21 protein-coding genes and 2 pseudogenes are annotated in these 23,939 nt (G+C 70.1%); 5 read left to right on the forward strand and 18 right to left on the reverse strand.

The window, feature by feature from the left end; genetic code table 11:
- Positions 1 to 63: 63 nt before the first annotated feature.
- Entirely contained in the window at positions 64 to 2,010 is a 1,947-nt protein-coding gene (locus C8K38_RS10200; RefSeq protein WP_097211530.1) for a glycoside hydrolase family 15 protein, read from the forward strand.
- A gap of 31 nt (positions 2,011 to 2,041) precedes the next feature.
- Here C8K38_RS10200 and C8K38_RS10205 read toward each other — a convergent pair whose 3' ends face one another.
- Together C8K38_RS10205 and lepA are read right to left on the reverse strand one after the other, a co-directional pair.
- Complete coding sequence (locus tag C8K38_RS10205) at positions 2,042 to 2,971, reverse strand: NAD(P)H-dependent flavin oxidoreductase (protein WP_097211387.1); 930 nt, start codon at positions 2,969 to 2,971, stop codon at positions 2,042 to 2,044.
- Positions 2,972 to 3,017: 46 nt separating this feature from the next.
- Positions 3,018 to 4,877: a translation elongation factor 4 gene (gene lepA / locus C8K38_RS10210; protein ID WP_097211388.1), complete on the reverse strand. Its 1,860-nt coding sequence runs from the start codon at positions 4,875 to 4,877 to the stop codon at positions 3,018 to 3,020.
- A gap of 314 nt (positions 4,878 to 5,191) precedes the next feature.
- Between lepA and C8K38_RS10215 the strand changes: the two genes are divergently transcribed.
- Positions 5,192 to 6,241, forward strand: a complete 1,050-nt coding sequence (locus C8K38_RS10215; protein WP_097211389.1) for an alpha/beta hydrolase — start codon at positions 5,192 to 5,194, stop codon at positions 6,239 to 6,241.
- A 119-nt stretch (positions 6,242 to 6,360) separates the two neighbouring features.
- Here the strand turns inward: C8K38_RS10215 and C8K38_RS26855 are convergent, their stop codons facing one another.
- Entirely contained in the window at positions 6,361 to 6,708 is a 348-nt protein-coding gene (locus tag C8K38_RS26855; RefSeq protein ID WP_143548430.1) for a hypothetical protein, read from the reverse strand.
- Here C8K38_RS26855 and C8K38_RS10225 point away from each other — a divergent pair.
- The gene (locus C8K38_RS10225; RefSeq protein ID WP_097211390.1) at positions 6,707 to 7,267 is read left to right on the forward strand and encodes a type II toxin-antitoxin system PemK/MazF family toxin; all 561 of its coding nucleotides are present in this window, start codon (positions 6,707 to 6,709) and stop codon (positions 7,265 to 7,267) included. The genes C8K38_RS26855 and C8K38_RS10225 overlap by 2 nt on opposite strands.
- A 24-nt stretch (positions 7,268 to 7,291) precedes the next feature.
- Here C8K38_RS10225 and C8K38_RS10230 read toward each other — a convergent pair whose 3' ends face one another.
- From C8K38_RS10230 to C8K38_RS10250, 5 genes and pseudogenes are all read right to left on the reverse strand, one after another.
- A complete protein-coding gene (locus C8K38_RS10230; protein ID WP_097211391.1) occupies positions 7,292 to 7,699 on the reverse strand; it encodes a DUF3224 domain-containing protein in 408 nt (135 codons plus the stop codon).
- 122 nt (positions 7,700 to 7,821) lie between these two features.
- Entirely contained in the window at positions 7,822 to 8,598 is a 777-nt protein-coding gene (locus C8K38_RS10235; RefSeq protein ID WP_097211392.1) for an aquaporin, read from the reverse strand.
- Between the two features lie 54 nt (positions 8,599 to 8,652).
- Positions 8,653 to 9,495 (reverse strand): transglutaminase family protein, encoded by an 843-nt coding sequence (locus tag C8K38_RS10240; protein ID WP_097211393.1) that lies wholly within the window; start codon positions 9,493 to 9,495, stop codon positions 8,653 to 8,655.
- A pseudogene (locus C8K38_RS10245) lies at positions 9,492 to 10,462 on the reverse strand (alpha-E domain-containing protein). The gene C8K38_RS10240 and the pseudogene C8K38_RS10245 overlap by 4 nt, the downstream one beginning before the upstream one ends.
- Complete coding sequence (locus C8K38_RS10250) at positions 10,449 to 12,095, reverse strand: circularly permuted type 2 ATP-grasp protein (protein ID WP_097211394.1); 1,647 nt, start codon at positions 12,093 to 12,095, stop codon at positions 10,449 to 10,451. Before C8K38_RS10250 ends, C8K38_RS10245 begins: the two are co-directional and overlap by 14 nt.
- A gap of 204 nt (positions 12,096 to 12,299) precedes the next feature.
- On the opposite strand from C8K38_RS10250, the gene rpsT reads away from it, so the two are divergent.
- Positions 12,300 to 12,560, forward strand: a complete 261-nt coding sequence (rpsT, locus tag C8K38_RS10255) for a 30S ribosomal protein S20 (RefSeq protein ID WP_027499933.1) — start codon at positions 12,300 to 12,302, stop codon at positions 12,558 to 12,560.
- A gap of 77 nt (positions 12,561 to 12,637) precedes the next feature.
- Here the strand turns inward: rpsT and C8K38_RS27975 are convergent.
- The 4 genes and pseudogenes from C8K38_RS27975 to C8K38_RS10275 all read right to left on the reverse strand — a co-directional run.
- A pseudogene (locus tag C8K38_RS27975) lies at positions 12,638 to 12,959 on the reverse strand (class I SAM-dependent methyltransferase); the annotation flags it as partial.
- A gap of 12 nt (positions 12,960 to 12,971) precedes the next feature.
- Positions 12,972 to 13,946 carry a DNA polymerase III subunit delta gene (holA, locus tag C8K38_RS10265; RefSeq protein WP_257017420.1) on the reverse strand — a complete coding sequence of 325 codons (975 nt, stop codon included), beginning with the start codon at positions 13,944 to 13,946 and terminating at the stop codon, positions 12,972 to 12,974.
- A gap of 65 nt (positions 13,947 to 14,011) precedes the next feature.
- The gene (locus C8K38_RS10270) at positions 14,012 to 16,369 is read right to left on the reverse strand and encodes a ComEC/Rec2 family competence protein (protein ID WP_257017421.1); all 2,358 of its coding nucleotides are present in this window, start codon (positions 16,367 to 16,369) and stop codon (positions 14,012 to 14,014) included.
- Entirely contained in the window at positions 16,370 to 17,245 is an 876-nt protein-coding gene (locus tag C8K38_RS10275; RefSeq protein ID WP_097211396.1) for a ComEA family DNA-binding protein, read from the reverse strand.
- 183 nt (positions 17,246 to 17,428) lie between these two features.
- Here C8K38_RS10275 and C8K38_RS10280 point away from each other — a divergent pair, with 183 nt between their 5' ends.
- On the forward strand, positions 17,429 to 18,898 hold the full coding sequence (locus tag C8K38_RS10280) for a YncE family protein (RefSeq protein WP_179800516.1): 1,470 nt from the start codon (positions 17,429 to 17,431) through the stop codon (positions 18,896 to 18,898).
- 28 nt (positions 18,899 to 18,926) lie between these two features.
- On the opposite strand, the gene C8K38_RS10285 is transcribed toward C8K38_RS10280, so the two are convergent.
- The 6 genes from C8K38_RS10285 to C8K38_RS10310 form a co-directional block, all read right to left on the reverse strand.
- Entirely contained in the window at positions 18,927 to 19,829 is a 903-nt protein-coding gene (locus tag C8K38_RS10285) for a DegV family protein (protein ID WP_097211398.1), read from the reverse strand.
- A 4-nt stretch (positions 19,830 to 19,833) separates the two neighbouring features.
- Positions 19,834 to 20,607 (reverse strand): diglucosylglycerate octanoyltransferase, encoded by a 774-nt coding sequence (octT, locus tag C8K38_RS10290; RefSeq protein ID WP_077042071.1) that lies wholly within the window; start codon positions 20,605 to 20,607, stop codon positions 19,834 to 19,836.
- Positions 20,597 to 21,265 (reverse strand): histidine phosphatase family protein, encoded by a 669-nt coding sequence (locus tag C8K38_RS10295; RefSeq protein WP_097211399.1) that lies wholly within the window; start codon positions 21,263 to 21,265, stop codon positions 20,597 to 20,599. Before C8K38_RS10295 ends, octT begins: the two co-directional genes overlap by 11 nt.
- The gene (rsfS, locus tag C8K38_RS10300; protein ID WP_097211400.1) at positions 21,262 to 21,696 is read right to left on the reverse strand and encodes a ribosome silencing factor; all 435 of its coding nucleotides are present in this window, start codon (positions 21,694 to 21,696) and stop codon (positions 21,262 to 21,264) included. The genes C8K38_RS10295 and rsfS overlap by 4 nt, the downstream gene beginning before the upstream one ends.
- Positions 21,696 to 22,370 carry a nicotinate-nucleotide adenylyltransferase gene (nadD, locus tag C8K38_RS10305; RefSeq protein ID WP_027499922.1) on the reverse strand — a complete coding sequence of 225 codons (675 nt, stop codon included), beginning with the start codon at positions 22,368 to 22,370 and terminating at the stop codon, positions 21,696 to 21,698. The genes rsfS and nadD overlap by 1 nt, the downstream gene beginning before the upstream one ends.
- A 101-nt stretch (positions 22,371 to 22,471) precedes the next feature.
- Positions 22,472 to 23,914 (reverse strand): vWA domain-containing protein, encoded by a 1,443-nt coding sequence (locus C8K38_RS10310; protein ID WP_097211402.1) that lies wholly within the window; start codon positions 23,912 to 23,914, stop codon positions 22,472 to 22,474.
- Positions 23,915 to 23,939: the final 25 nt, after the last annotated feature.

Consider the following 23,939-nt stretch of genomic DNA (forward strand, 5'->3'; position numbering starts at 1 on the left):
ATGGCCCAACTCGATGATCAGATGGCCCCACTCGATGACACCGAGGCGCTCACAAACGGCGAGATGGTGCCCGCGAACCTGCCTGCGCGCATCGACCTGGAGCACCATCGCAGCACCTTCCCGCCCATCGACGACTACGCCTTTCTCTCCGACTGCGAGACCACCTGCCTGATCGCCCGCAACGGCTCGGTCGAGTGGATGTGTGTGCCCCGCCCGGATTCGCCGAGCGTCTTCGGTGCGGTCCTCGATCGGAGCGCGGGTCACTTCCGGATCGGCCCCTACGGACAGAACGTGCCCGCGGCCAGGCGCTACCTGCCGGGCGGCCTGATCGTCGAGACCACGTGGCAGACCGAGACCGGCTGGCTCATCGTGCGTGATGCCCTGGTGATGGGCCCGTGGCACAACACCCAGGAGCGCTCGAAGACCCATCGGCGCACCCCGACCGACTGGGACGCCGAGGGCATCCTGTTGCGCACGATCAAGTGTGTCAGCGGGACCATCGAGCTGGAGATGAGCTGCGAGCCCGCCTTCGACTATCACCGCGCCGCCGCGAAGTGGGAGTACACGGGCAAGGTCTACGAGGAGGCCACCGCCACCTGCGACGGCAGCATCCTCGGCGCGCACCCCACCCTGCGGCTGACCACGAACTTCAAACTCGGACTCGAGGGCCGCGAGGCGCGGATCCGGACCCGGATGCGGGAGGGCGACAACGGCTTCGTCGCCCTGTCCTGGGCGGACGTGCCCGCGCCCGGCACCTTCGAGGAGGCCGCGGACAAGATGTGGCAGACCGCGGAGTGCTGGCGCCAGTGGATCACCATCGGCCGCTTTCCCGACCACCCGTGGCGCGGATACCTGCAGCGCAGCGCGCTCGCCCTCAAGGGCCTGACCTACAGCCCGACCGGTGCGCTGCTCGCCGCCTGCACCACCTCCCTGCCGGAAACCCCTGGCGGCGAGCGCAACTGGGACTACCGCTACGCGTGGGTGCGCGACTCCACCTTCGCGCTGTGGGGCCTGTACACCCTCGGCCTCGACCGGGAGGCCAACGACTTCTTCTCGTTCATCTACGACGTGTCCCGGTCCGAGGACGGTCACCCGAACCCGCTGCAGGTGATGTACGGGATCGGCGGCGAGAAGACCCTCGAGGAGGAGGAGCTCGGCCACCTGTCCGGATACGACGGGGCCCGCCCGGTGCGCATCGGCAACGGCGCATACAACCAGAACCAGCACGACATCTGGGGCACCATGCTCGACTCGGTGTACCTGCACGTGCGCTCGCGCGACCGGGTCCCCGAATCGCTGTGGCCGCTGCTCAAACGGCAGGTCGAGGAGGCGATCGAGCATTGGCGTCAGCCCGACCGCGGGATCTGGGAGGTGCGCGGCGAACCGCAGCACTTCACCTCCTCGAAGGTGATGTGCTGGGTGGCCCTCGACCGCGGCAGCAAGCTGGCGATCCTGCACGGCGAGAAGGCGTATGCCGAGCAGTGGGCGCGGATCGCCGACGAGATCAAGGACGACATCCTCGAACACGGGGTGGACGACCGGGGCGTCTTCACACAGCGCTACGGCGACGATTCGCTCGACGCCTCGCTGCTGCTGGTGCCGTTGCTGCGCTTCCTGCCCTCGCACGACCACCGGGTGCGCGCCACCGTGCTTGCCATCGCCGACGAGTTGACCGACGACGGTCTGGTGCTGCGGTACCGGGTGGAGACCACCGACGACGGCCTGTCCGGCGAGGAGGGCACGTTCACCATCTGCTCGTTCTGGCTGGTGTCGGCGCTGGTCGAGATCGGCGAACTGTCACGCGCCAAGCGCCTGTGCGAGCGGCTGCTCGGGTTCGCCAGCCCTCTCAAGCTGTATGCCGAGGAGATCGATCCGCGGACCGGCAGGCACCTGGGGAACTTCCCCCAGGCCTTCACCCACCTGGCGCTGATCAACGCGGTGGTGCACGTGATCAGGGCCGAGGAGGCCGGCGACACCGGTACCTTCCAGCCCGCGCACGGCCCGACCTGAGAACGCCGCGGGTCGGCCCGCCAGGGCTTCGTCAGGCAAACCGGCGTAGCAGCCGCTCCGCATCGTCCGCGATCCACCGAACGACCTCGCCCGCCGGACGGGCCGAGTGCACCAGGCCGACGGCCTCACCGGCGTACACGACGCCGAGGTCGGGGTCGTTCGGGTCGTAGGCCTCCGCGAGGGTCTCCTCGGACCCGTCGGCGCCGTGCCAGGCCTCGGTGAACTCGTTCGCGATCGCCCGGCCGCCCCAGCGGCTCGGCCACGGCTGACTACGGGCCTGATCGAAGACGGAGGTGTACACGGTGTCGGCGCTGCCTGCCTCGACCACCCGCTCGCGGGCATAGCCGGGTCCGATGGTCTCCGGGCTGGCCAGCAGGGCGGTGCCGATCAGCGCGCCCTCCGCGCCCGCGGCGATGACCGCCGCCAGCCCGCGCCCCGTTCCGATGCCACCGGCCGCGACCACCGGCAGGTCCGTCGCGTCGAGCAGTTCCTGCAGCAGCGGCAGGGTGCCGATCTGGCCGGTGTGCCCGCCCGCCTCGCCGCCCTGGGCGATCACCAGGTCCACCCCGGCAGCCTCTGCGACCCGCAGGTCCTCGAGCGTGTTCACCTGGGACACGACAGGGATACCCGCGGCGTGCACCCGCGGCACGTAGGCGGCCGGGTCGCCGAAGGACAGCGACACCAGCACCGGCTCCTCAGCCAGCGCCGCGTCGAGCAGGGTGTCGTCGTCGTCGAGTGCCCACGTCATCAGCCCGACGCCGAACCGCCCGCCGATGCGGCGGGCCACCGCCGCCTCCTCGGCCACCCACTGCGGGGTCGCGTACCGCGCCGCGCCGAGCAGCCCGAGGCCCCCCGCCTTGGACACCTCGCCGGTCAGTTCGCCGCCTGCCCTGCCGCCCATCGGCGCGCCGAGGATCGGCACCTCGATCCGCAGTTCCCTGGTCAGCCAGGTCTCGAGCATGCCGATTCCTCTCCTGTCGCGGCTACGCCGCCTGTGCGCGCGGCGCCTACTTCTTCGGCTTGTCCGCCACCGACTCGTTGGACAGCGCCGCCACGAAGGCCTCCTGCGGGACCTCGACACGACCGATGGTCTTCATCCGCTTCTTGCCCTCCTTCTGCTTCTCGAGCAGCTTGCGCTTACGGCTGATGTCGCCGCCGTAGCACTTGGCGAGCACGTCCTTGCGGATCGCGCGAATGTTCTCGCGCGCAATGATCTTCGCGCCGATCGCGGCCTGGATCGGCACCTCGAACTGCTGGCGCGGGATCAGCTCGCGCAGCTTGGTGGTCATCTTGTTGCCGTAGGCGAACGCGGCGTCCTTGTGCACGATCGCGCTGAAAGCGTCGACCGCCTCGCCCTGCAGCAGGATGTCCACCTTCACCAGGGCGGCCTGCTGCTCGCCGGACTCCTCGTAGTCGAGGCTGGCGTAGCCCTTGGTGCGCGACTTCAGCGAGTCGAAGAAGTCGAACATGATCTCGCCCATCGGCAGCGTGTAGCGCAGCTCGACCCGGGTCTCGGAGAGGTAGTCCATGCCGCCGAGCTCGCCGCGACGGCTCTGGCACAGCTCCATGATCGGGCCGGTGTACTCGCTCGGCGCGATGACGGTGCACTTGGCCATCGGCTCGTACACCTCGCGCACCCGGCCCTCCGGCCAGTACGACGGGTTGGTGACCTCGTGCTCGGAGCCGTCCTCCATCACCACGCGGTAGACCACGTTGGGCGCCGTCGAGATGAGGTCGAGGCCGAACTCGCGCTCGAGCCGGTCCCGGGTGATCTCCATGTGCAGCAGCCCGAGGAACCCGCAGCGGAAACCGAACCCAAGGGCCACAGAGGTTTCCGGCTCGTACGCCAGCGCCGCGTCGTTGAGCCGCAGCTTGTCGAGCGCGTCGCGCAGCACCGGGTAGTCGGAGCCGTCCATCGGGTACAGGCCGGAGTACACCATCGGCTTGGGATCGCGATAGCCGACGAGCGGCTCGGTGGCGCCGTTGCGCGCGGCGGTGACGGTGTCGCCGACACGGGACTGGCGGACGTCCTTGACGCCGGTGATCAGGTAGCCCACCTCGCCGACACCGAGGCCGATGCTCGGCTTGGGCTCGGGCGAGATGATGCCGACCTCGAGCAGCTCGTGGGTGGTGCCGGTGGACATCATGGTGACCTTCTCGCGCGGGGTGATCCGCCCGTCCACCACGCGGACGTAGGTGACCACGCCGCGGTACGCGTCGTACACGGAGTCGAAGATCATCGCGCGCGCAGGGCCGTCCGCGTTCCCGACCGGAGCCGGGACCTTCTTGACGACCTCGTCGAGCAGTTCCTTGACGCCGACACCGGTCTTGCCCGAGACCCGCAGCACGTCGCCCGGCTCGCAGCCGGTGATGTGCGCGATCTCCTCGGCGTAGCGGTCGGGATCGGCCGCGGGCAGGTCGATCTTGTTGAGGACCGGGATGATGGTGAGGTCCTTCTCCATCGCCAGGTACAGGTTCGCCAGCGTCTGCGCCTCGATGCCCTGCGCGGCGTCCACCAGCAGCACGGCGCCCTCGCAGGCCTCCAGCGCGCGGGACACCTCGTAGGTGAAGTCGACGTGACCGGGCGTGTCGATCAGGTGCAGGACGATCTCTTCCTTGGTGCCGTCCTCGTTCTCGACGACCCAGGGCAGCCGCACGTTCTGCGCCTTGATGGTGATGCCGCGCTCGCGCTCGATGTCCATCCGGTCCAGGTACTGGGCGCGCATCTGCCGCGGATCGACCACTCCGGTGAGCTGCAGCATCCGGTCCGCGAGAGTCGACTTGCCGTGGTCGATGTGCGCGATGATGCAGAAGTTCCGGATCCGCGTGGGATCCGTGAACGTGGTCTCCGCAAAGTTGCTGGTCAAGCCCTTTTCCTCATCTCACTCACTCACTGAAGCTGCACCGGCCGGTGTGTCCGTCCCGCACTGGTCCCGCACCAGAACCATATCCATTGCGTCCCGCGCGCGATCGTCGTCGCCGGACCACAGGTGTGCGTAGACGTCTAGTGTGACAGCTGCCGATGCCCGGCCGAGATAGTGAGCCACCATCTTCGCCGATGCACCTGCCAAGAGCATTCCTTCGGGCCTGCGAATGCGAGATGATCGTGGTCAGAGTTCCTCGCCGTTGAGTGGTGCACTCAGCTATCCGATGCGTGCGGTCTGAGGGAGTGTGGTGGCGCATGGTCCATGAACAGGTCAGGTGCGCAGCGGTCACGAGTCCCCGATGGTGGGCGCAGCTTGTCGTGCTGATCGTCGCCACCTCGTGGCTGGCCGGGGGGTCGCCCGCCGCGGCGAGCCCCGATCGCTCGGCGCTCCAGAGCGGGACAGGCTCGTATCTCGACCACATCGACAGGACCGGCGGCCGGCAGTGGAACGTGTACGTCCACTCCGCGGCGATGGACAGGACGATCCAGTTGGAGGTGATCCGCCCGGCCGACACCTCCTCACCGCGACCGACGCTGTACCTGCTCAACGGCGCAGGCGGGGGTGAGGACGCGGCAACCTGGCAGGCGCAGTCCGACGCGGTCGCCTTCTTCGCGGACAAGAACGTCAACGTGGTCACTCCGGTCGGGGGGAAGTTCAGCTACTACACCGACTGGCAGCGGCCAGACCCGGCGCTCGGGGTGAACAAGTGGACCACCTTCCTCACCAGGGAACTCCCGCCGATCGTCGATGCGACGCTGGGCGCGAACGGGCGCAACGCAATTGCCGGGCTGTCCACGTCGGGCAGCGCGGTGTTGACGCTCGCGGAGATGGCGCCGTCCCTGTATCGGGGCGCTGCCGCATTCAGCGGCTGTGCGCACACGAGCGCTCCTCCGGGCCGCGCGTATGTGGAGCTGGTAGTCGGGGCCGGGGGTGGCGCCACGACGAACATGTGGGGTCCCTACACGGACCCCGATTGGGTGGCCAACGACGCGTATCTGCAGGCCGAGAGGCTGCGCGGGATCGCGTTGTACATCTCCAACCGGACCGGGTTACCGGGTCCACACGACACCCTCGACAATCCCCGGATCGGCGGCAACCCCATCGCATTGGGCGCCCAGGTTGCGGTGGGTGGCGTCATCGAAGCGGCCACCGATCAGTGCACCCGCCAGCTGGCCGACCGGCTCGCAGCGCTCGGGATCCCCGCCACCGTCGAACTCGGCGCACCGGGCAGTCACTCGTGGGGCTACTGGCAGGACGACCTGCATGCGTCCTGGCAGCTGTTGTCGGCCGCTCTCGGCGCATGACAACGCGCACAAGCATATTCAGCGCCCCTGCCGCGCAGTTGTGAAGCCGCGCAGTTGTGAAGTTGGATCCTCGGTTGGCATATCACCCCATGACGATGAGGTCGCCGACGATGTGTCGGTCAGTCTTCGAGTTCGTCGATGTCGTATTTGATGGCTGCGTCGCTGATCAGCAAGCCGAGCCCGAGCGCCGCGCTCCCGAGGGCGAGTCCGATGGTGAGGGCTAAGCCCACACCCAGACCCAGCGCGAGGGCGGTGCTGCCCAGACCCAAAAAGAGGCCGAGCATGATCTCTCCCAATCCTTGGATTGTTCCCGACATCGCCGGGAAATCCTGACGAGTCCATTCTCGTCCGGCAGCACCCGCTACAGAAGGACCCAGAGGTATCGAAATCGGATGGTGCAGCCCGTTGCGTGGATCCGATGCGGCCGATCGATGCCGATCCGCGCCGCGCAGATAGGTTGGACGCATGGCACGAAGCTGGACGCAGATCGGCAAGCAACTCGGGAGCATCGCGCTGCGCGAGGGCCCCCGCCTGTTCAAGGAGCTGCAACGCTCGGGAGTGTTGCCCGGCAAGGCCCGTGTCGAGCAGGCCCCGACGCCGAAGCCGCCCCTCAAGCCCGGACGACCGGTGTCCTCCACCGCGGTGCCGACCGCGCACCGCGCCCGCCGGGTCGAGTACTCCCCCGACCTCGACGGCCGGGCCGACCCGGGCGAGGTCGTGTGGACCTGGGTGACCTACGAGGAGGACGCACACCAGGGCAAGGACCGGCCGGTCCTGGTCGTCGGGCGCGACGGCGAGACCCTGCTCGGCCTGATGCTGTCCTCGAACGCCGATCGGGACGGCGACCGGAACTGGATGGGAGTCGGCGCCGGCTCCTGGGACAGCGCCGGCCGCCCGAGCTGGGTGCGCCTCGACCGGGTGCTCGACGTCCCCGAGGCCGGCATCCGCCGCGAGGGCGCCATCCTCGATCAGCGCCGGTTCGAGCAGGTCGCGACCCGCCTGCGGGCCGACTTCAGCTGGAGCTGAGGCACTTCCGGCCCGCCACCCTGATCAGTTGCCGGCGAACTCCACGTCGAGCCGCAGCCGGTGGGTGCCGTCCGCGTCGACGAGAAGCTCGCCGGTCCCGGTGATCCCCGCCAGGTCGCCGGTCCCGCTGGTGGGGACCACGACGAGCTGGTGGTGGCTGCGGTCGGCGCCGTCCGTGGTGGCCATGTGCGCGAAGTTGAAGGTGCCGCGGCGGTCGCCGATCGACCCCTCGAACGATTCCATCGCGAGGTAGGTGCCCACGCCGGTCTCCTGGGAGAACGCGGAGGTGAACTGGGTCCGCGAGGTGCCTTCGATGTCGCCGGTGAAGGTCTTGGTCATGTACGTGTACCCGACGTCGAGTCCGGTCTGGATCGGGGAGGTGTACTCGGTCGGTTCGAACGAGGTCACGGAGAAGGTGCTGTCTGCCTGCATGACATGCAGCGTAGGACGGTCCACCGACACCGCGCTTGAACAAACGCGACGCCGCGACACGGACGAAGGACCCCCGACGCCATCCGCGTCGGGGGTCCTTCGGATCGTGGGTTCGGGTCCCGCTAGATGTTGATCCGGTCGTATCGACCGAACACCCCGCGGTAGGCCAGCGCGCCGAGCGCGCCGCCGATCAGCGGGAACACGATGAACGCCCACAGCTGGCCGAGCGCGCCATCCTGGTAGGGCGCCACCGCGATGCTGCGGGCCGGGTTCACCGAGGTGTTGTCGATCGGGATCGACACCAGGTGGATCACCGCGAGGGTGAAGCCGATCGAGATGCCCGCCAGCGGCACGTCCGAGATCTGGTCGGTCGAGGCCATGACCACGAACACCAGCAGCGCGGTGAGGAGCACCTCGATCACGATCATCGCGGCGAGGCCGTACCCGTTCTCCAGCACCCCGATGCCCAGCGGACCCTTGATCGCCGACGGGCTGTGCGCACCCCACCCGTTCGCACCGAGCCCCGACGCGGCGCGGTTGTAGGAGGGCAGCGACTTGGCCACCGAGTAGAGGACGACGCCGGCGAGCACGCCGCCGAGAACCTGGGCGGCCACGTACAGGCCCGCCTTGGCCACGGATATGCGGCCGAGCAGGAAGTGCCCGAAGGTGACGGCCGGGTTCACGTGGCAGCCCGAGATGGGTCCGATCGAATACACGAGGAAGAGCAGGGTGAGGCCGAACGCCAGGGCGACGCCGAGGTTGCCGACCTTGTCGCCCGCGATCACCGCGGTGCCCACCGATGCGAACACCAAGACGAACGTGCCGATGCCCTCGGCGACGTACTTCTTGACGTCCGAGATCGGTTCCTTCTCAGATATTTCCTGTGCAGTCGGAGACATGTTCCACCTTCAGTGAAATAGGGTCATATGCAAGGACAAGATCATTTCGGGACGCTACGCGAGGCGGGTGATCTCCACAACAACATCGAGGTCTGTCGAGCCGCCGCCGGAGTAGATCCCCTTGAGCGGTGGGACATCGGCGTAATCCCTGCCCACGGCCACCGATACGTGCTGCTCGTTGACCTCGACGGCATTGGTCGGGTCATGCCCCCACCACTCCCCCGTCCAGGCCTCCACCCAGGCGTGGCTCTCGCCCTCCACGGTGTCCCCCAGTGCGGCGGAACGTTTCGGATGCAGGTAGCCGGACACGTAGCGACTGGGGATGCCCATGCTCCGCAGCAACAGCAGCGTCAGGTGCGCGTAGTCCTGGCACACCCCGGCCCGCTCGCCCCAGGCCTGCAACGCCGACGTGTGCACCCCCGTCGTGCCCGGCACGTAGGACATCTCCTCGTGCACCCAATTGGACGCCGCCACAACCGCTTCTGCGGGCCCGCACCCCTTGCGCAGGTCCCTGGCGACGGCAGCGAGCTTGCGACTTCCCGGCACATAGGCTGTGTCGCTGAGCAATTCACCGAACCTGTCGCGCAGATACGCACCCTCGAGCTGCGCCCACGTCACGGTCTCCGTGGGTGCGGCGAAGGGATCGGTCTCCACCACCGACGATCCCGAGACCTCCAGCGTGGTGTGCGGGGCGTGCAGGTCGAACGCGATGACCGCGGTACCCCAGTAGTCGGTGTACCGGTACCACCTGGTCGCCGGGGCCGTCTCGACACGGTTGAGGATCACGTTCTGCCGATGATCGCTCCTCGGGGTGAGCCGGGCCTCGTTGTAGGAGGAGGTCACCGGCGCGTTGTACGCGAATCCGGTGGTGTGCACCACCCGCAGCCGCCAGCTCATAGCTCCCCCTCCAGCGTCGAGTCGCCGCTCCTGGCCCCCGCGTCGGTCCACGCCACCCACGGCGCGGAGTGGAAGTACTGCAACGCGATGGCCTCCCCCAGCTCGCGGCACGTCTCCTGCAGCGACACCAGCCTGGCCTGCAGGTCCTCCATCAGCACCCCCGGCGGCAGGAACTCCAGCTCGCTCCTGGCCCTGCCGAGCAACCTCTGGGCCTCGGCGCGCGAGCCGACCCGGCTGTGCGGCCGGTGGTCGAGTTCGTCGAGGCACTGCTCGGCCTGCCGGAGGGCGTGGAACACGGACCGCGGGAAGAGCCGGTCCAGGAGGATGAACTCGACCACTCGACGCGCATCGAGGGCGCCGCGGTAGGTCCGCAGGTAGGTGTCCTGGGCTCCCGCCGACCGCAGCACCGTCACCCAGGCGGGCGAGCTGGTACGGTCCCCCGCCCGCGAGAGCAGCAGCCGCACGATCATGTCCACCCGTTCGACGGACCGGCCGAGGAGCAGGAACCGGTAGCCGTCGTCGCGACTGAGGGTGGAATCCGCCAGCCCGGCGAACATCGCGGCGCGGCCCTCGACGTACCTGAAGAACTCGTGCGGGCCGAGACGCCGAGCGGCCTCCTCGCGCGCGGCGAGGCCGTTGTAGGTGGTGTTCAGGCACTCCCACATCTCGCTCGACGTCACCTCCCGTGCGCCCCTTGCATTCTCGCGGGCATGCGCAAGGGAGTCGACGATCGATCCACCCTGGTCGCGGCTGAACGCGACCAGGTCGGTGACCGACCACACGTCGAGCGAGCCCTCCGGCGGCGAGATCCCCAGCACCCGCAGCAGCAGCCGCGAGGACCGGTCGGCGTCGACCGTGGAGTCCTCGAACAACTGGTGCACGGCGACATCGAGGATGCGGGCGGTGTCGTCGGCGCGCTCGAATAGCGCCCGATCCAGTACAGCGACTCGGCATTACGCGCCAGCATCGTCCCCCACCCCACCCTGCTGCTGTTGTTGCTGCTGTTGCTGTCCTGTGGACAGCTCCGGCCCCTGCTCGGTCTGCCCGGCCCGCGACGGTTCACCCACCAGCTCGGCGCCCGCCAGCTCGCGCTCCGCGTCCGAGGTCCGGCTCGCGAGCACCCAGGTGTCCTTGCTGCCGCCGCCCTGGCTGGAATTAACCACCAGCGACCCCTCCGGCAACGCGACCCTGGTCAGACCCCCGGGCAGGACCCAGACGTCCTCGCCGTCGTTCACCGCGAACGGCCGCAGGTCCACGTGGCGCGGCGCCAGCACGTCGCCGACCTTCGTCGGGACGGTCGAGAGCTGGACCACCGGCTGCGCGATCCAACCGCGCGGGTCGTCGCGGATCTTGCGCTTGATCGCCCGGAACTCCTTCGGCGAGGCATCCGGGCCGAAGACGATCCCGTACCCGCCCGAGCCCTCGACCGGCTTGATCACCAGCTCGTCGACCCGATCGAGGACCTGCGCGCACTCGTCCTCGAGCCAGCACCGGTAGGTGTCCACGTTGGCCAGCAGCGGCTTCTCCCCGAGGTAGTACTCGATGATCGCGGGAACATAGGTGTAGACGAGCTTGTCGTCGCCGACACCGTTGCCGACGGCGCTGGAGATGACGACGTTCCCGGCGCGCGCGGCGTTCAGGAGCCCGGCGACGCCGAGCACCGAATCCGGCCGGAACTGCATCGGGTCCAGGTACTCGTCGTCGAGCCGGCGGTAGATCACGTCCACCTGACGCTCGCCCTCGGTGCTGCGCATGTAGACGACGTTGTCGCGGCAGAACAGGTCGCGCCCCTCCACCAGCTCCACGCCCATCTGCCGGGCCAGCAGGGAATGCTCGAAGTACGCCGAGTTCGCGACGCCAGGGGTGAGCACAACCACGGTCGGATCGGCCTCGTTCAACGCCGCCGCGTTGCGCAGGGCCCGCAGCAGGTGCGTCGCATAGTCGCCGACCGCCCGCACCCGGTGAGAGGAGAACAGGTCGGGGAAGACCCGCGCCATGGTCCGCCTGTTCTCCATCACATAGGACACCCCCGACGGCGAGCGGAGGTTGTCCTCGAGCACCCGGAAGGTCCCGTTCGCGTCGCGCACGAGGTCGATACCCGCCACGTGGATGCGCACCCCGTTCGGCGGCACGATCCCGAATGCCTCGCGGTGAAAGTGCTCACACGAGGTGATCAGCGACTTCGGGACCACCTCATCGCGCAGGATCGCCTGTTCGCCGTAGACATCGGCGAGGAACATCTCGAGCGCCTGCACCCGCTGCTTGATCCCCCGCTCCAGCCGGGACCACTCGGCCGCCGCGATCACCCGCGGCACCAGGTCCAGCGGGAACGGGCGCTCCTGGCCCGACAGCGAGAAGGTGATGCCCTGATCGATGAAGGCCCGGCCGAGCGCGTCGGCGCGGGCGGCGAGGTGAGCGGCGTCCGAGGGTGTCAGCGCCGCATGGATCCCACGGTAGGGCGCGCGGACCTTACCGTCCCGGTCGAACATCTCGTCGTAGGCGAGCGCGTATCGTCCGATGTCGGCGTACCCGTCGAAGATGCGAGGCGGCCGCGATCCGCCCCGCTGCACAGGACCCGCCTCGGCCGCCACCTGCGGCATCGTCGATGATCGGAGATTCATCGGCCAATGGTGCTACAGCTCGCGGCGACCGGCAGCGCGAGCCGACAACGTCATAGTTCGCACCCCGCGATGCGCGTCGGTTTGGGTTCCAGGACCGGTCCCTGGTAATCTCGACCGTCGGCGCCCAAGTGCGCCCAAAGCTTCTTAGACAAGAAACCGAGCGAAAACGACAGGATTCTACGCGTGGCCAACATCAAGTCCCAGGTGAAGCGGATCGCTACCAACGAGCGCCAGCGACTGCGCAACCAGTCGGTGAAGTCCTCGCTGCGTACCGCGATCCGTTCCTTCCGTGAGGCTGCGTCCTCGGGCGACAAGGCGAAGGCCGACGAGCTCCTCCTGGTCGCGAGCCGCAAGCTCGACAAGGCAGCCAGCAAGGGCGTCATCCACGCCAACCAGGCTGCCAACAAGAAGTCGGCCCTCGCGCTGGCCGCCAACAAGCTCTGACGTAAACCGTCTCGCAGAACCGCCCGGTCCATGACCGGGCGGTTTTTCGCGTTCCCGAATCAGGGCTTGGGGTGCTCACGGCCGTAGCCGGTCATCACGGCGATCCGGCCGCCGGGCGAGAGCACCCGGATCATCTCGTCGACGACGGTCATCGGCTCGGGGACGAGGTAGAGCGCGGCGTAGCAGCAGACGGCGTCGAACGTCCCGTCGTCGAACGGCAACCGCCTTCGCCCGCTCGCCGCCCGCCGACAGTCTGTTGGCGCCCATCGCAGCGGTCCAGACCGGACGCCAGACCCGCTCGTACACGGCGGCGACCAGTCGGTTGTTCATCGCGTGCTGAGCCGGCGTGGGTCGCGGCGAGCCCGCATCCGGGAGCAGATCGAGGTAGCCCGCCGTCGTCGGGCGCGGGGTTCACCTGTACAGCTCGGCGACGCGCCGCACCGCGAACTCCACGGCATAGTCCGGGTCCGCGGCCGCGCCCTTGACGTCGGCATTGAGCTGGGCGACGACGCCGAGGGCCTCACCGATGGACTCGGAGCCCCAGCCGCGCGCCTGCCCCTGCGCCTTCTTGATCTTCCAGGGCGGCATGCCCAGCTCCGACGCCATCCGGAACGGGTCGCCGCGGCCGGCGGAGCCCACCCGGGCGACGGTGTGCACGGCATCGGCGAGGGCGTCGGCGAGCAGCACGTGCGGGACGCCCCGCAGCATCGCCCACCGCAGCGCCTCCATCGCACCGGTTCGGTCGCCCGACACCGCCAGCTCGGCGACATCGAAGCCCGAGACCTCGGCCTTGCCCGTGTAGTACTTCTGCACGGCGGCCGCGTCGATGAGTCCGCCGGTATCGGCGGCGAGCTGCGAGCAGGCCGCGGCCAGCTCGCGCAGATCAGACCCGACCGCGTCGATCACCGCCTGGATCACCTCCGGCGAGACCCGGACGCCCGCCGTGCGGAACTCGCCGCGCACGAAGTCGGCGCGCTCGCCCTGCTTGCTGAGCCTGGCGCATTCATGGACGACGGCGCCGGACTTCTGCAACGCCCCCACCATCGCCTTGGCGCGGCCGCCACCGGAATGCAGGATGACCAGGACGAATCCCTCGGGAGGCGCAGCCGCGGCGTCGAGGACCAGCGCGACCGCATCCTTTCCCGCCTCGGCGGCGGCCTCGAGCACGATCACCCGATCCTCGGCGAACAACGAGGGGCTGAGCAGCTCGGCGAATTCGGCGACGCTCACGTCACCCGCCCGGAGCCTGGTCACGGGCAGCTCCTCGGCGTTCGCCGAGCTGGCCCTGACCTCGGCGACGATGCCGGCGACCGCGCGATCGATCAGGAGTTCCTCGTCGCCGAGGACCAGGTGGAGCGGCGCGGGGGCTGGGGATGCGGGACTCACCCGAAGATCGTCCCACGATGCGCCGACACCGCGCGGAGGGAGCCGTACCGACGCACGCCGGGTCATCAGGGTCGTCCGACGGAGATCGCCCCGCCGCCGGATCTGCCCACCGCGACGTCGCCGCCCCGGTCGGTCCGGGCGACCGTGGCGCCCATCTCCTGCAGGGCACGCAGGATGCCGGGGTTGGGGTGGCCGAAGGTGTTGCCCTGCCCGACCGAGACCACGACCAGGCTGGCCCCGACCGCCCGCAGGAACTCCTCGGTGGTGGTGCGCGAGCCGTGGTGCGGCAGCTTGAGAATGTCCGCGGCCACCGGCACCCGATCCCGCAGCAGGTCCCGCTGCCCCTCCGCCTCGACGTCCCCGGTGAGCAGGATCCGTCCCGCGATGGTGTCCACCGACAGCACCAGAGATTGTTCGTTCGCCATCTCCGCTCCCACGGCCGGGCTGCGGGGCACCGGCAGCGTCGGCCCGAGGACCCGGAACGTCAGTGCCCCCAGCCGCAGCTGCTCCCCCGCCCTCGCCTCCCTGATCGCCACGCCGGAAGCGGAGGCCTGCGTGCTCACCTGGCGAAAACCCCTCTCCGGCTGGTGCATCGGGCCGAGCACCACGGCACCGACCCGGCGCCCCCGCAACACCCCGGGCAGGCCGTCGATGTGGTCGGCGTGCAGATGCGTCAGCACCACCGCCGCGACCGTCCGCACGCCCAGCCTTTCGAGGCAGCCGTCCACGAGTCGCGGTTCCGGACCGGCATCGATCACCACCGCGGCGCCGTCCCCCGCGGCCAGCACCACCGCGTCGCCCTGCCCGACGTCGCAGGCCACCAACACCCAGTCCCGCAACGGCCAGCCCGGCCACAGGACGCGGACCGGCACCCACACCAGCGCCAGCCCCAGCACCGCGGCCGCGAGCACCCGCCGCAGCCACCGAGATCGGATCGCGAGCAGCAGACCCGCCGCGATCCCCGCCATCACCGCGGCGCCGGCGAGCCCGGCGGGAACCTCGACCGTGGCGCCGGGCGCACCCGCGGCCCACTCGGCGACCCGCAGCAACCACCACAGCGGCGGCCCGGTCGCCCGCACGATCAGGCCGCCGAGCGGGAGCCACACCGCCGCACCCGCGGCCCCGATCGCGCCGATCACGGTGACCGGCGCGATCACCGGGGCCACCGCGACGTTGGCGGCGACCGCCACCGTGCTGAGCGTCCCGGACATCGCCGCGACGATCGGCACCGTCGCGACGTACGCGGCGGTGGCCACCGCCACCGCCTCGGCCAGCGCCCGCGGCCAGCCCCGCGCCCGCAGCCACCGCGTCCACCCGGGCGCCAGCAGCACCAGCGCCGCGGTCGCCGCGACGGACAGGGCGAACCCGAAATCCACGGCCAAGGCGGGAAACAACGCCAACAGCACGATCACGGCCGCCCCGAGCGCGGGCATCGCCTGCTTACGCCTGCCGGTCATCAGGGCGAGCAGCCCGATCGAGCCCATCACCGCGGCCCGGAGCACGCTCGGCGACGGCCGGGCCAGGATCACGAAGGCCGCCAACGCCACCGCCGCCAGCACCGCCGACGTGCGCGGCCCCAGAGCCAACGCCCGCATGAGCAGCAGGACTGCGCCGATCAGGATCGAGATGTTCGCCCCGGAGACCGCGGTCAGGTGGGACAGCCCGGCGGCGGTGAAGTCGTCCCGCACCGTGCCCGGCAGCCCGGAGGTGTCCCCCACCACCAGCCCCGGCAACAGTCCGGCCGCCTCGGGCGGCAACGCCGATCGCGCGGCCGCGGCGAAGTGGGCCCGGACCGCGCCCGCCACCCGCTGCGTCCGCGGCGCCGGTTCGACCCGAAGCGGCTCCCCCGTCACGCGGATCGTCGCCACCGTGAGGTCGCGGCGGATCGGGCGGCTCACCTTGCCCCGCAGGCTCACCCGCTGCCCCGGCAGCAGCTCCTGCCAGCCGTCGGCGGGCGCGAAGATCACCACGGAACCGCCGACGGCGTATCCGCCCGCCCCCGGACCCCGCGCGTCGATCGATCGAAGCGACGCCCGGACCATCACCGTGTCGCCTGCCGGGGAGCGAACGCGCCGCGGGTCGTCCACCGGCACGACGGTGAGGCTCACGTGCCCTCCCCGCGAGGCGACCGCGGTCAGCGGGTGCTCGGCAACCGCCCGCTCGCGGGCCGCGACGGCGACCGCGAAGCCGGCTCCGATCAGCAGCGCCGCGATCAGCACGCCCGCCAAGGCTCGGCGGGTGCCCGCGACCGCGACGACCACGGCGGTCGCCGCCGCGGCCAGCGCTCCGACCGCCGTCCACAGCGCGGCCCGCCATCCCAGCTCGATCCCGACCAGCGTTGCGCCCCAGCACATTCCCGCCGACGGCAGCAGCCGGAGGTCGAGCACTCGCCCGTCGGGGACCGGGGCACCTGACATCGTCATCTACACGGTCACCAGCGCGCGCAGCTTCTCCAGCCGGGCAGGCCCGATCCCGTCCACCTCGCCGAGCTGTTCGATGTCGGTGAACCGCCCGTTGGCCTGCCGCCACGCGGCGATGGCCGCCGCCGTGACCGGGCCCACCCCCGGCAGTCCGTCCAGCTCCGCCTCGGACGCCGTGTTGAGGTTCACCCGGCCTGGCGCCGCCGGATCGGGCGGACGGGCCGGGCCCGCAGCGGCCGGGCCCGCCCCGATGGTGGCGCTGCCCACCGCGACGGGCGCCCCGTCGCGGGGCGCCAGCCCCACCAGGATCTGGTCCCCGTCGTTGAGCCGCTGTGCCAGGTTCAGCCCCAGCAGGTCGGCGCCGTCCCTGGCCCCGCCCGCCGCCGCCAGCGCGTCCGCGATCCGGGCCCCCGCAGGCAGGTGCACCAGGCCCGCGGTCCGTACCAGTCCGACGACGCTGATCACCAGCTCGGCGGGCGGTGACGCGGCCACCGGATCCGCGGGCGCCGGTGCGGGCGTTGGTGCGTCCCCTGGCTGACCAGGGGAGTCGGTGGACACGACGGTCACCGGTTGGACCGCCTGCGCCACGGGCCGGTCCCGCCAGGCGAACACCACCCCGATCACCGCCGCGACGAGCGCGACCGCCGCCAACGCCACCACTCCGCGGCGGCCGGGCGCCAGCCGCGAGCGCGCCGGGGCCGCCTGGTCGGTCAGCCACTCGGGAGCGCGCAGACCCGGATCGCCGTCACCGGGGTCCGGCCCGGATTCCGCCTGATCAACGCGGTCCCACGACGGGGCGGGCTTGTCGACCCGGCCCCCGGCAGCGATCGCCTCGAGTCGTTGCCTGATCCGGTCCCGGGTCTCGTCGGTGCTGCGCATGACAGCGACGCTAGGACCGCGATCCGCCCGGATCGGGCGAGCAGACCCCGAGTTCGAGCCTGCTGTGGATCAGTTCTCGGGCTGGGGATGAAACCAACCGCAGGGCTAAACTTTCTCAATCAACGTGACAGTGCCAGGAGGTACCGAAGCCCAGGGGGCCGACCGACCGAGTGGAGGACTGACGTGAGCACGCATCGTGGCATCGTCTGGCGTGCAGGAATCGCGGTGGTCGCCGGCGCCGCGTTGGCGCTGTTGTCGGCTTGCGACGGCGACGGCGGCGTGCAGGGCGCTCAGTCCAGCAGCCCCACCCCGGGAACACCGACGGCGCGGTTGGAACAGGCGCCTGCGCTGCCAGGGGCGCAGCCCATCTCGCCGAGTGACCGGGTCTACACCGGGGACCAGACCTCGAACACGGTGACGGTGATCAACCCCGCGGCCGACGAGGTCCTGGGGACGATAGCGCTCGGGGCACAGCGGCTCGGCGACATCCTGGGTCCGCAATACCTGCGCAATGTCGACGTGCACGGTCTCGGATTCTCCCGGGACGGCCAATTCCTCGACGCGGTCAGCGTCACGTCCAACACCGTCACCGTGATCCGCACGGCCGACAACAGCATCGTGTCGCAGACCACCGTTGGCCGTTCCTCCCATGAGGGATTCTTCAGCCCGGACGGCCACACCGTCTGGGTCGCGGACCGGGCACTGTCCCAGCTCGACATCGTGGATGCGTTACAGGGCGGGGTCATCGGACAGATCAGCACGGAGTCGGGCCCGTCGAAGGTGTTGTTCAGCCCCGACGGGAGTCGTGCCTACGTCAACCACTCACGCGCGGCGACGATCGACGTCATCGACGTCGCCTCGCGTGAAGTCGTGCAGCAAATCGCAGGGCTCACCGACCCCTTCTCCTCCGACATGGCCCTCTCACCCGACGGCAAGGAGCTGTGGGCCGCGCACAAGAAGGCCGGCAAGGTCAGCGTCATCGACCTGACCACCGGCGCTGTCAGCGCGGTCCTCGATTCCGGGCCGAACACCAACCACCCGGCATTCGTGACCACACCTGAAGCGGAGCTCGTCTACCTCACCGTGGGTGGTACCGACGAAACCAAGATCTACCAGCGTCACCCTGATGGGCCACCCACCCAGGTCGGGTCCATTCCGTCCTCCGGTGTCGAACCGCACGGCATCTGGCCCAGCCCCGACAACACCCGTGTCTACGTCGTCAACGAGGGCTCTGACAGCGTCGACGTCATCGACACCGCCACCCGCGCGATCGTCACGACCCTGCGGACGGGACAGGAAGGTCAGGCGGTGGTGTACGTCGCCGGCGCGGTGCCCGATGGGCCGGGGACGGCCAACCTGACCCGGCAAGGCCTGAACCTTCCGGTCCAGAGCGTCACCTCGGCTCTGGTGGGTCCGGGCTCGAGCGCTCTCATCGTGCGGGCCGTCGACGGTGTGGACATGGTGCAGTTCTCTGGACGCGGGATGACCGCCGACACCCGCTACACCGTGTACGCCACACATGCAGGTCTGCAGAACCCACTGATGTCGTTCACCACCGACCAGAACGGAGACAAGCCGCAGGCGCTGGCCTTCGTCCAGTTCTTCGGCGTCTACGACATCAACTCGGTCATCGTCAGACCCAGTGACGGCTGAACGGGACCATGAGGGGCAACGCTGTGAGTCAGTTCTCGGGCTGGGGATGAGTGCTCTCGCCCTGGCCGGCGGGCTCCGCCGTCATGTTCTCGGCGTCCGCTCCGCCGGGGCAGACCAGCACACCGATGGCACCGGGGCCGATGTGCGTGCCGATCACCGCGCCGATCTCCGAGACCACCATCTCGCTGATCGACGGGATCCGCGCCCGAAGCGCCTCCGCGACCTCCTCGGCCCGCTCCGGCGCCTGCAGGTGGTGCACGGCCACCGCGGCGGGGCCGTGCCCCGCATAGTCGGCCGCGCTCTCGATGATCTTGGCGAGCGCCTTGGTCGCGGTGCGCGTCTTCTCCTTGAGTACCAGCTTGCCGTCCACCATGTGCAGCACCGGCTTCATGGCCAGCGCGGTGCCGAGCAACGCCGCGGCGGTGCCGATCCGGCCGCCCCTGCGCAGGTGATCGAGCCGGTCGACCATGATCAGCAGCCGGCCACGGTTCGCGACGTCCACGGCGCGTTCATAGACCGCCCGCAGGTCGCCCCCCGCCTTCGCCACCCGGGCTGCAGCCAACGCCGGGTAGCCCAATCCCATTGCCGTGGACTGCGAATCGACGATGCGCACGCTGCCGCCGAATCCCTCCGCGGCCTGCCGTCCGGCTTCCCAGGTGCCGGAGAGCTGGCGCGAGATGTGCACGGCGAGCACGCCGTCGCCCGCGCTCTCGTCCAGTGCCCGCGAATACGCCTCGGTCAGCTCGCCCGGCGAGGCCCCGGACGTGGTGATCGTGGCGCCCTGCGGGAGCGGATGAGGCATCTCGTCGACGCCCTCCCGCACATCGCTGCCGCCGACGAGGACATGCAGGGGCACGACGCGAATCCCGTACCGCTGCGCCACTTCGGGAGCGATACAGGCCGAGGAATCGGTGACGACGACGACGGGCACAGCGTTACCGTATGCCCTCCAGCGGTTCCCGGCCGGGAACCGCCGCGCGGATCGCGCTCAGCATGGCCGCGGCGACCCGCTCGTGCCCCTCCCAGCCCCAGTGGATGCCATCGGGATTGCCGTGCTCCGAGAAGACGTTCTCGCGGACCGCCTCGGCGAGGTCGACCAGCGGCACGTTCTTCTCCGCACCCCACTGCTCGAGCGCGCGGACCGCGCCGGGCCGACCCGAATGCACCTTGCCGTAGGCCTCGCAGTCGTGGACGGACGGCAGGGTGCCGATCACCGGGAGCTCGGGTCGCATGTATTCCAATGCGTTCCTTGCACTCTCGAGATACTCGACGCTCAGTTTCGGGGGCAGCGCGACCGGCCAGCCGAGCGGCGACAGCCGCGGCTGCAGCCAGCCGTAGGCGGACCGCACCACGCGCCGCAGCGCGGGCGGCCGCACGTAGCGGATCTGCTCACGCAGCGCGGTGGGCAGCGGCGAGGGCAGCGAATCCATGCCGCCGACGGCGAAGACAACGGCCCCGGCGCGCGGCACGGTGGCCCACACCCGCGGGTCCTGGATCAGCGCCCAGTAGGCATCGCGGCTGGTCCAGCCGATTCGGGCGACCAGTTCGACGTCCCAACCGAGCTCGGCGGCAACGATGTTCGGCCAGATCCGCGGATGGTCGGCGGGCAGCCCGCCCTTCGGCCCGAAGTAGGACAGCGAATCGGCCAGCACCAACAGGACGGGGCGGCCGGGTTCGACGGGCGGTTCGACCGCGAGCTCAGAGGACATCGCTGGCCACCGTCGCCGAGGCGTTCCACACGTCCAGGCGCCAGCTCGGCGCGTCCGGGTCCCCGTGGCCACTCAGCTGCACCCAGCTGGTGTTGCCCAGGCCTCCGAACACCGCCCACCGGTCGACGGGCAGATCCAGCAGCGCGGCCGTGAGAGCGGCGATCAGCCCGCCGTGCGCCACCAGCACGATCGGTTCGTCGCCCCAGCTCTCCTGCCGGGCAACCAGTTCGGTCACGACCGGTGTCGCGCGCCTGGCCACGTCGATCCGGCTCTCGCCGCCGGGCGGGGCCCACCGGGCGTCGGCGCGCCAGGCCAGCCGGGCACCCGGGTCACGCTCGTCGACCTGGGTGTGGGTCAGCCCCTGCCACTGGCCGAGATGGGTCTCGCGCAGCCGCTCGTCGAGTCCGATCTCGAGGCCGGCGTGCTCGCCCAACGCGGTGGCCGTGTCGCGGGCCCGCCGCAGGTCAGAGGAGACGATCGCGATCGGACGCCGCTCGGCCAGCACCCTGGCCGCCGACTTCGCCTGGACCCGGCCGAGTTCCGAGAGATCGGTGTCGAGCTGACCCTGCATCCGGTCGCCCGCGTTGTACTCGGTCTGGCCGTGCCGGAGCAGGATCAAGCGCCGGACGGTCGGGCCGGTGGTGGGGCTTTCGGTCACTGAGCGGACTCCGGGTAGTCGGGGGACTCCACGGCCTCGTCCGCGGGTGTGCCTGCGATCTTCGACCGCGGCTCGATGCCGTCGACCGGGACGACCGGGCAGTCCTTCCACAGCCGCTCGAGCGCGTAGAAGTTCCGCTCCTCGTCGTGCTGGACATGGACGACCATGTCGACATAGTCGAGCAGCGCCCAGCGACCCTCGCGGGTGCCCTCCTTACGGACCGGCTTGTGACCGGCCTCGCGCAGCTTCTCCTCGACGTTGTCGACGATGGCGTTGACCTGACGCTCGTTCGCCGCTGACGCGATGACGAAGCAGTCGGTGATGACGAGCTGCTCGGAGACGTCGAGCACCACCACATCGCTCGCCAGTTTCTCGTCTGCTGCCAGCGCCGCGATTCGCGACATTTCAAGGGCTTCGGCGGATGCGCTCACTACGTGTTCTCCCGGTTCTGCGGATGGGTACTGATCTTGTGCGGTGCCGGTTGCGACACGGTGACGGCGCCGTCGAGGCGCTCGGAATCGTGCGGTCGGTACAGATTGCGTTTCGAGATGTACTGCACGACGCCGTCCGGCACGAGGTACCAGACGGGACGGTTTTCGGCGGCCCGGAGCCGGCACTCGGTCGAGGAGATCGCCAGGGCGGGGACCTCGATCAGTGTGACCGCGTCCTCCGGCAGGCCCTCGAGGTGTTCGGCCAGGTGCCCGACGCCGAGCTCGAAGCCCGGGCGGCTCACGCCGACGAACTTCGCGAGTTCGAACAGTTCCTCCCAGTCCTGCCAGGACAGGATGCTCTCCAGCGCGTCCGCGCCGGTGATGAAGAACAGTTCGGCATCGGGATGCTGGCGGTGCAGATCGCGGAGGGTGTCCACGGTGTAGGTGGCCTTCTCGCGGTCCACGTCCACCCGGCTGACCGAGAAGCTCGGGTTCGAGGCCGTCGCGATCACGGTCATCAGGTAGCGGTCCTCGGCCGGGCTGACGGTGCGCGCGGCCTTCTGCCACGGCTGCCCGGTCGGCACGAAGATCACCTCGTCGAGCGCGAACCGGTCCGCGACCTCGCTGGCCGCGACCAGGTGGCCGTGGTGGATCGGGTCGAAGGTGCCGCCCATCACCCCGAGGCGACGCGGTCGCCGCCTGGGGGTTGCTCCTGGTTCCTGCTGCACGGTTGTCGAGCTTACTGGCTGCCGTGGCGCGGCCCGACCGTGCGCCGTCACACCGGGAGCAGACCCTCGACCACCGCGGCGAGCTGCTGCGCCGACCGGCACTCGTGCATGGTCACCGTGTCCGCGTAGACGAAGGCCGCGGAGTCGCCACTACCCCACTGCCCGCGCGGCTCCGGGTTGAGCCAGTGTGTGTGCTTGGCGACCGCGGCGAGGTGGGTGAGCGCGGCGATGTTCGGGTCGCGGTAGTTGTTGCGCGCGTCGCCGAGGATCAGCAGCGAGCTCTTACTGGTCAGACTGTGCGCGAAGCGTTCGGCGAAGACACCGAGCGCATTGCCGTAGTCGGAGTGGCCGTCGTAGGTGATCAGGTCCGCCTCGCGGATCATCCGCGACATCGCCGCGCCGAGGTCGGCGCCCGCGTCGAAGAACCGGGTCACCTCGTCGGTGGTGTCGATGAACGCGAAGACCCGCACCCGGGAGAACTGCTCCCGCAGGGCGTGCACGAGCAGCAGGGTGAAGTTGCTGAAGCCCGCCACCGAGCCGGAGACGTCGCACAGCACCACCAGCTCCGGTCGGGCAGGCCGCGGCTTGCGCTGCACGAGGTCGATCGGCACCCCGCCGGTCGACATCGACTTGCGCAGCGTCTTGCGCAGGTCGATGGCGCCAGCCCTGCTGCGCTTGCGCCTGGCCGCGAGCCGGCTCGCGAGCTTGCGCGCCAGGGGGCTCACGCTGCGTCGCAGCGCCACGAGCTCGGTGTCCGAGGCCCGCAGGAAGTCGACCTCCTCGGCGAGCCGGGGCACACCGTAGGTCGCCACCCGGTCCTTGCCGAGTTGTTCGGCGGACCGGCGCCGCGTCTCCACCTCGACCATCTTGCGGAAGTCCGCGATCCGCTGCGCGGCGGTCCGGCGTGCGACCTCGGTGGCGTAGTCGCCGTCCGGGTGCTCGCCGTCCACGCTGTTGCCGATCAGTCCGTCGAGGATCCGGGCGAGCAGCGTCTCCGGTGCCACATCGCGCAGCGCCTGGTAGGCGGAGAAGGACGGTCCCTTGGAGGACTCGTACTTGCCGAGCTCCTCGACGAGTTGCCCGGTGAGCAGCTCGGTGAGCGCAAGCGACTCGGGCGATCCGTCGGCGAGCAGTCCGGCGATCAGCTCCCGCAGGGCGTCGAAGTCCACCAGGCCCTCGGGGGTGCGCGGGATCGACACCTCGGCGCCGCCGTCCGCGCGCAGTCCCACCCCTGCGGGGAACCAGAGGTCGAACAGCGCGTCGAAGGTCGCGCGGTGGGTGGGCCTGCGCAGCAGCGAACAGGCCAGGCCCTCGCGCAGTGACTCCCGGTCCAGCAGGTCGAGCACGGCCATCACCCGACCGGCGTCGACGGTTTCCGAGGGCCCGACCGCGATCCCCCGCTTACGCAGCGCCTCGACGAAGTCCACGAGGTGGCCGGGCAGCCCGTGCGGCGACGCGAGGGCACCGGGCGTGTGGGGCGTTGCGGCCATATCGGTTCCGTCCTCTCGGTTGCGG

This window comes from Rhodococcus sp. OK611, assembly GCF_003050885.1.
Classification (GTDB): Bacteria; Actinomycetota; Actinomycetes; order Mycobacteriales; family Mycobacteriaceae; genus Rhodococcus_G; species Rhodococcus_G oryzae.

Bases quoted from the DNA above. Each gene is read 5' to 3' on its own strand.
- C8K38_RS10215 (WP_097211389.1), top strand. From the start codon at position 5,192: ATGGTCCATGAACAGGTCAGGTGCGCAGCGGTCACGAGTCCCCGATGG.
- C8K38_RS10200 (WP_097211530.1), top strand. From the start codon at position 64: ATGGTGCCCGCGAACCTGCCTGCGCGCATCGACCTGGAGCACCATCGC.
- C8K38_RS10240 (WP_097211393.1), bottom strand. From the start codon at position 9,495: ATGAGCTGGCGGCTGCGGGTGGTGCACACCACCGGATTCGCGTACAAC.
- C8K38_RS10270 (WP_257017421.1), bottom strand. From the start codon at position 16,369: ATGACGATGTCAGGTGCCCCGGTCCCCGACGGGCGAGTGCTCGACCTC.
- C8K38_RS10235 (WP_097211392.1), bottom strand. From the start codon at position 8,598: ATGTCTCCGACTGCACAGGAAATATCTGAGAAGGAACCGATCTCGGAC.
- C8K38_RS26855 (WP_143548430.1), bottom strand. From the start codon at position 6,708: ATGCGTCCAACCTATCTGCGCGGCGCGGATCGGCATCGATCGGCCGCA.
- C8K38_RS10205 (WP_097211387.1), bottom strand. From the start codon at position 2,971: ATGCTCGAGACCTGGCTGACCAGGGAACTGCGGATCGAGGTGCCGATC.
- C8K38_RS10310 (WP_097211402.1), bottom strand. From the start codon at position 23,914: ATGGCCGCAACGCCCCACACGCCCGGTGCCCTCGCGTCGCCGCACGGG.
- C8K38_RS10225 (WP_097211390.1), top strand. From the start codon at position 6,707: ATGGCACGAAGCTGGACGCAGATCGGCAAGCAACTCGGGAGCATCGCG.
- C8K38_RS10230 (WP_097211391.1), bottom strand. From the start codon at position 7,699: ATGCAGGCAGACAGCACCTTCTCCGTGACCTCGTTCGAACCGACCGAG.
- C8K38_RS10275 (WP_097211396.1), bottom strand. From the start codon at position 17,245: ATGCGCAGCACCGACGAGACCCGGGACCGGATCAGGCAACGACTCGAG.
- octT (WP_077042071.1), bottom strand. From the start codon at position 20,607: ATGTCCTCTGAGCTCGCGGTCGAACCGCCCGTCGAACCCGGCCGCCCC.
- C8K38_RS10250 (WP_097211394.1), bottom strand. From the start codon at position 12,095: ATGCCGCAGGTGGCGGCCGAGGCGGGTCCTGTGCAGCGGGGCGGATCG.
- nadD (WP_027499922.1), bottom strand. From the start codon at position 22,370: ATGGGCGGCACCTTCGACCCGATCCACCACGGCCACCTGGTCGCGGCC.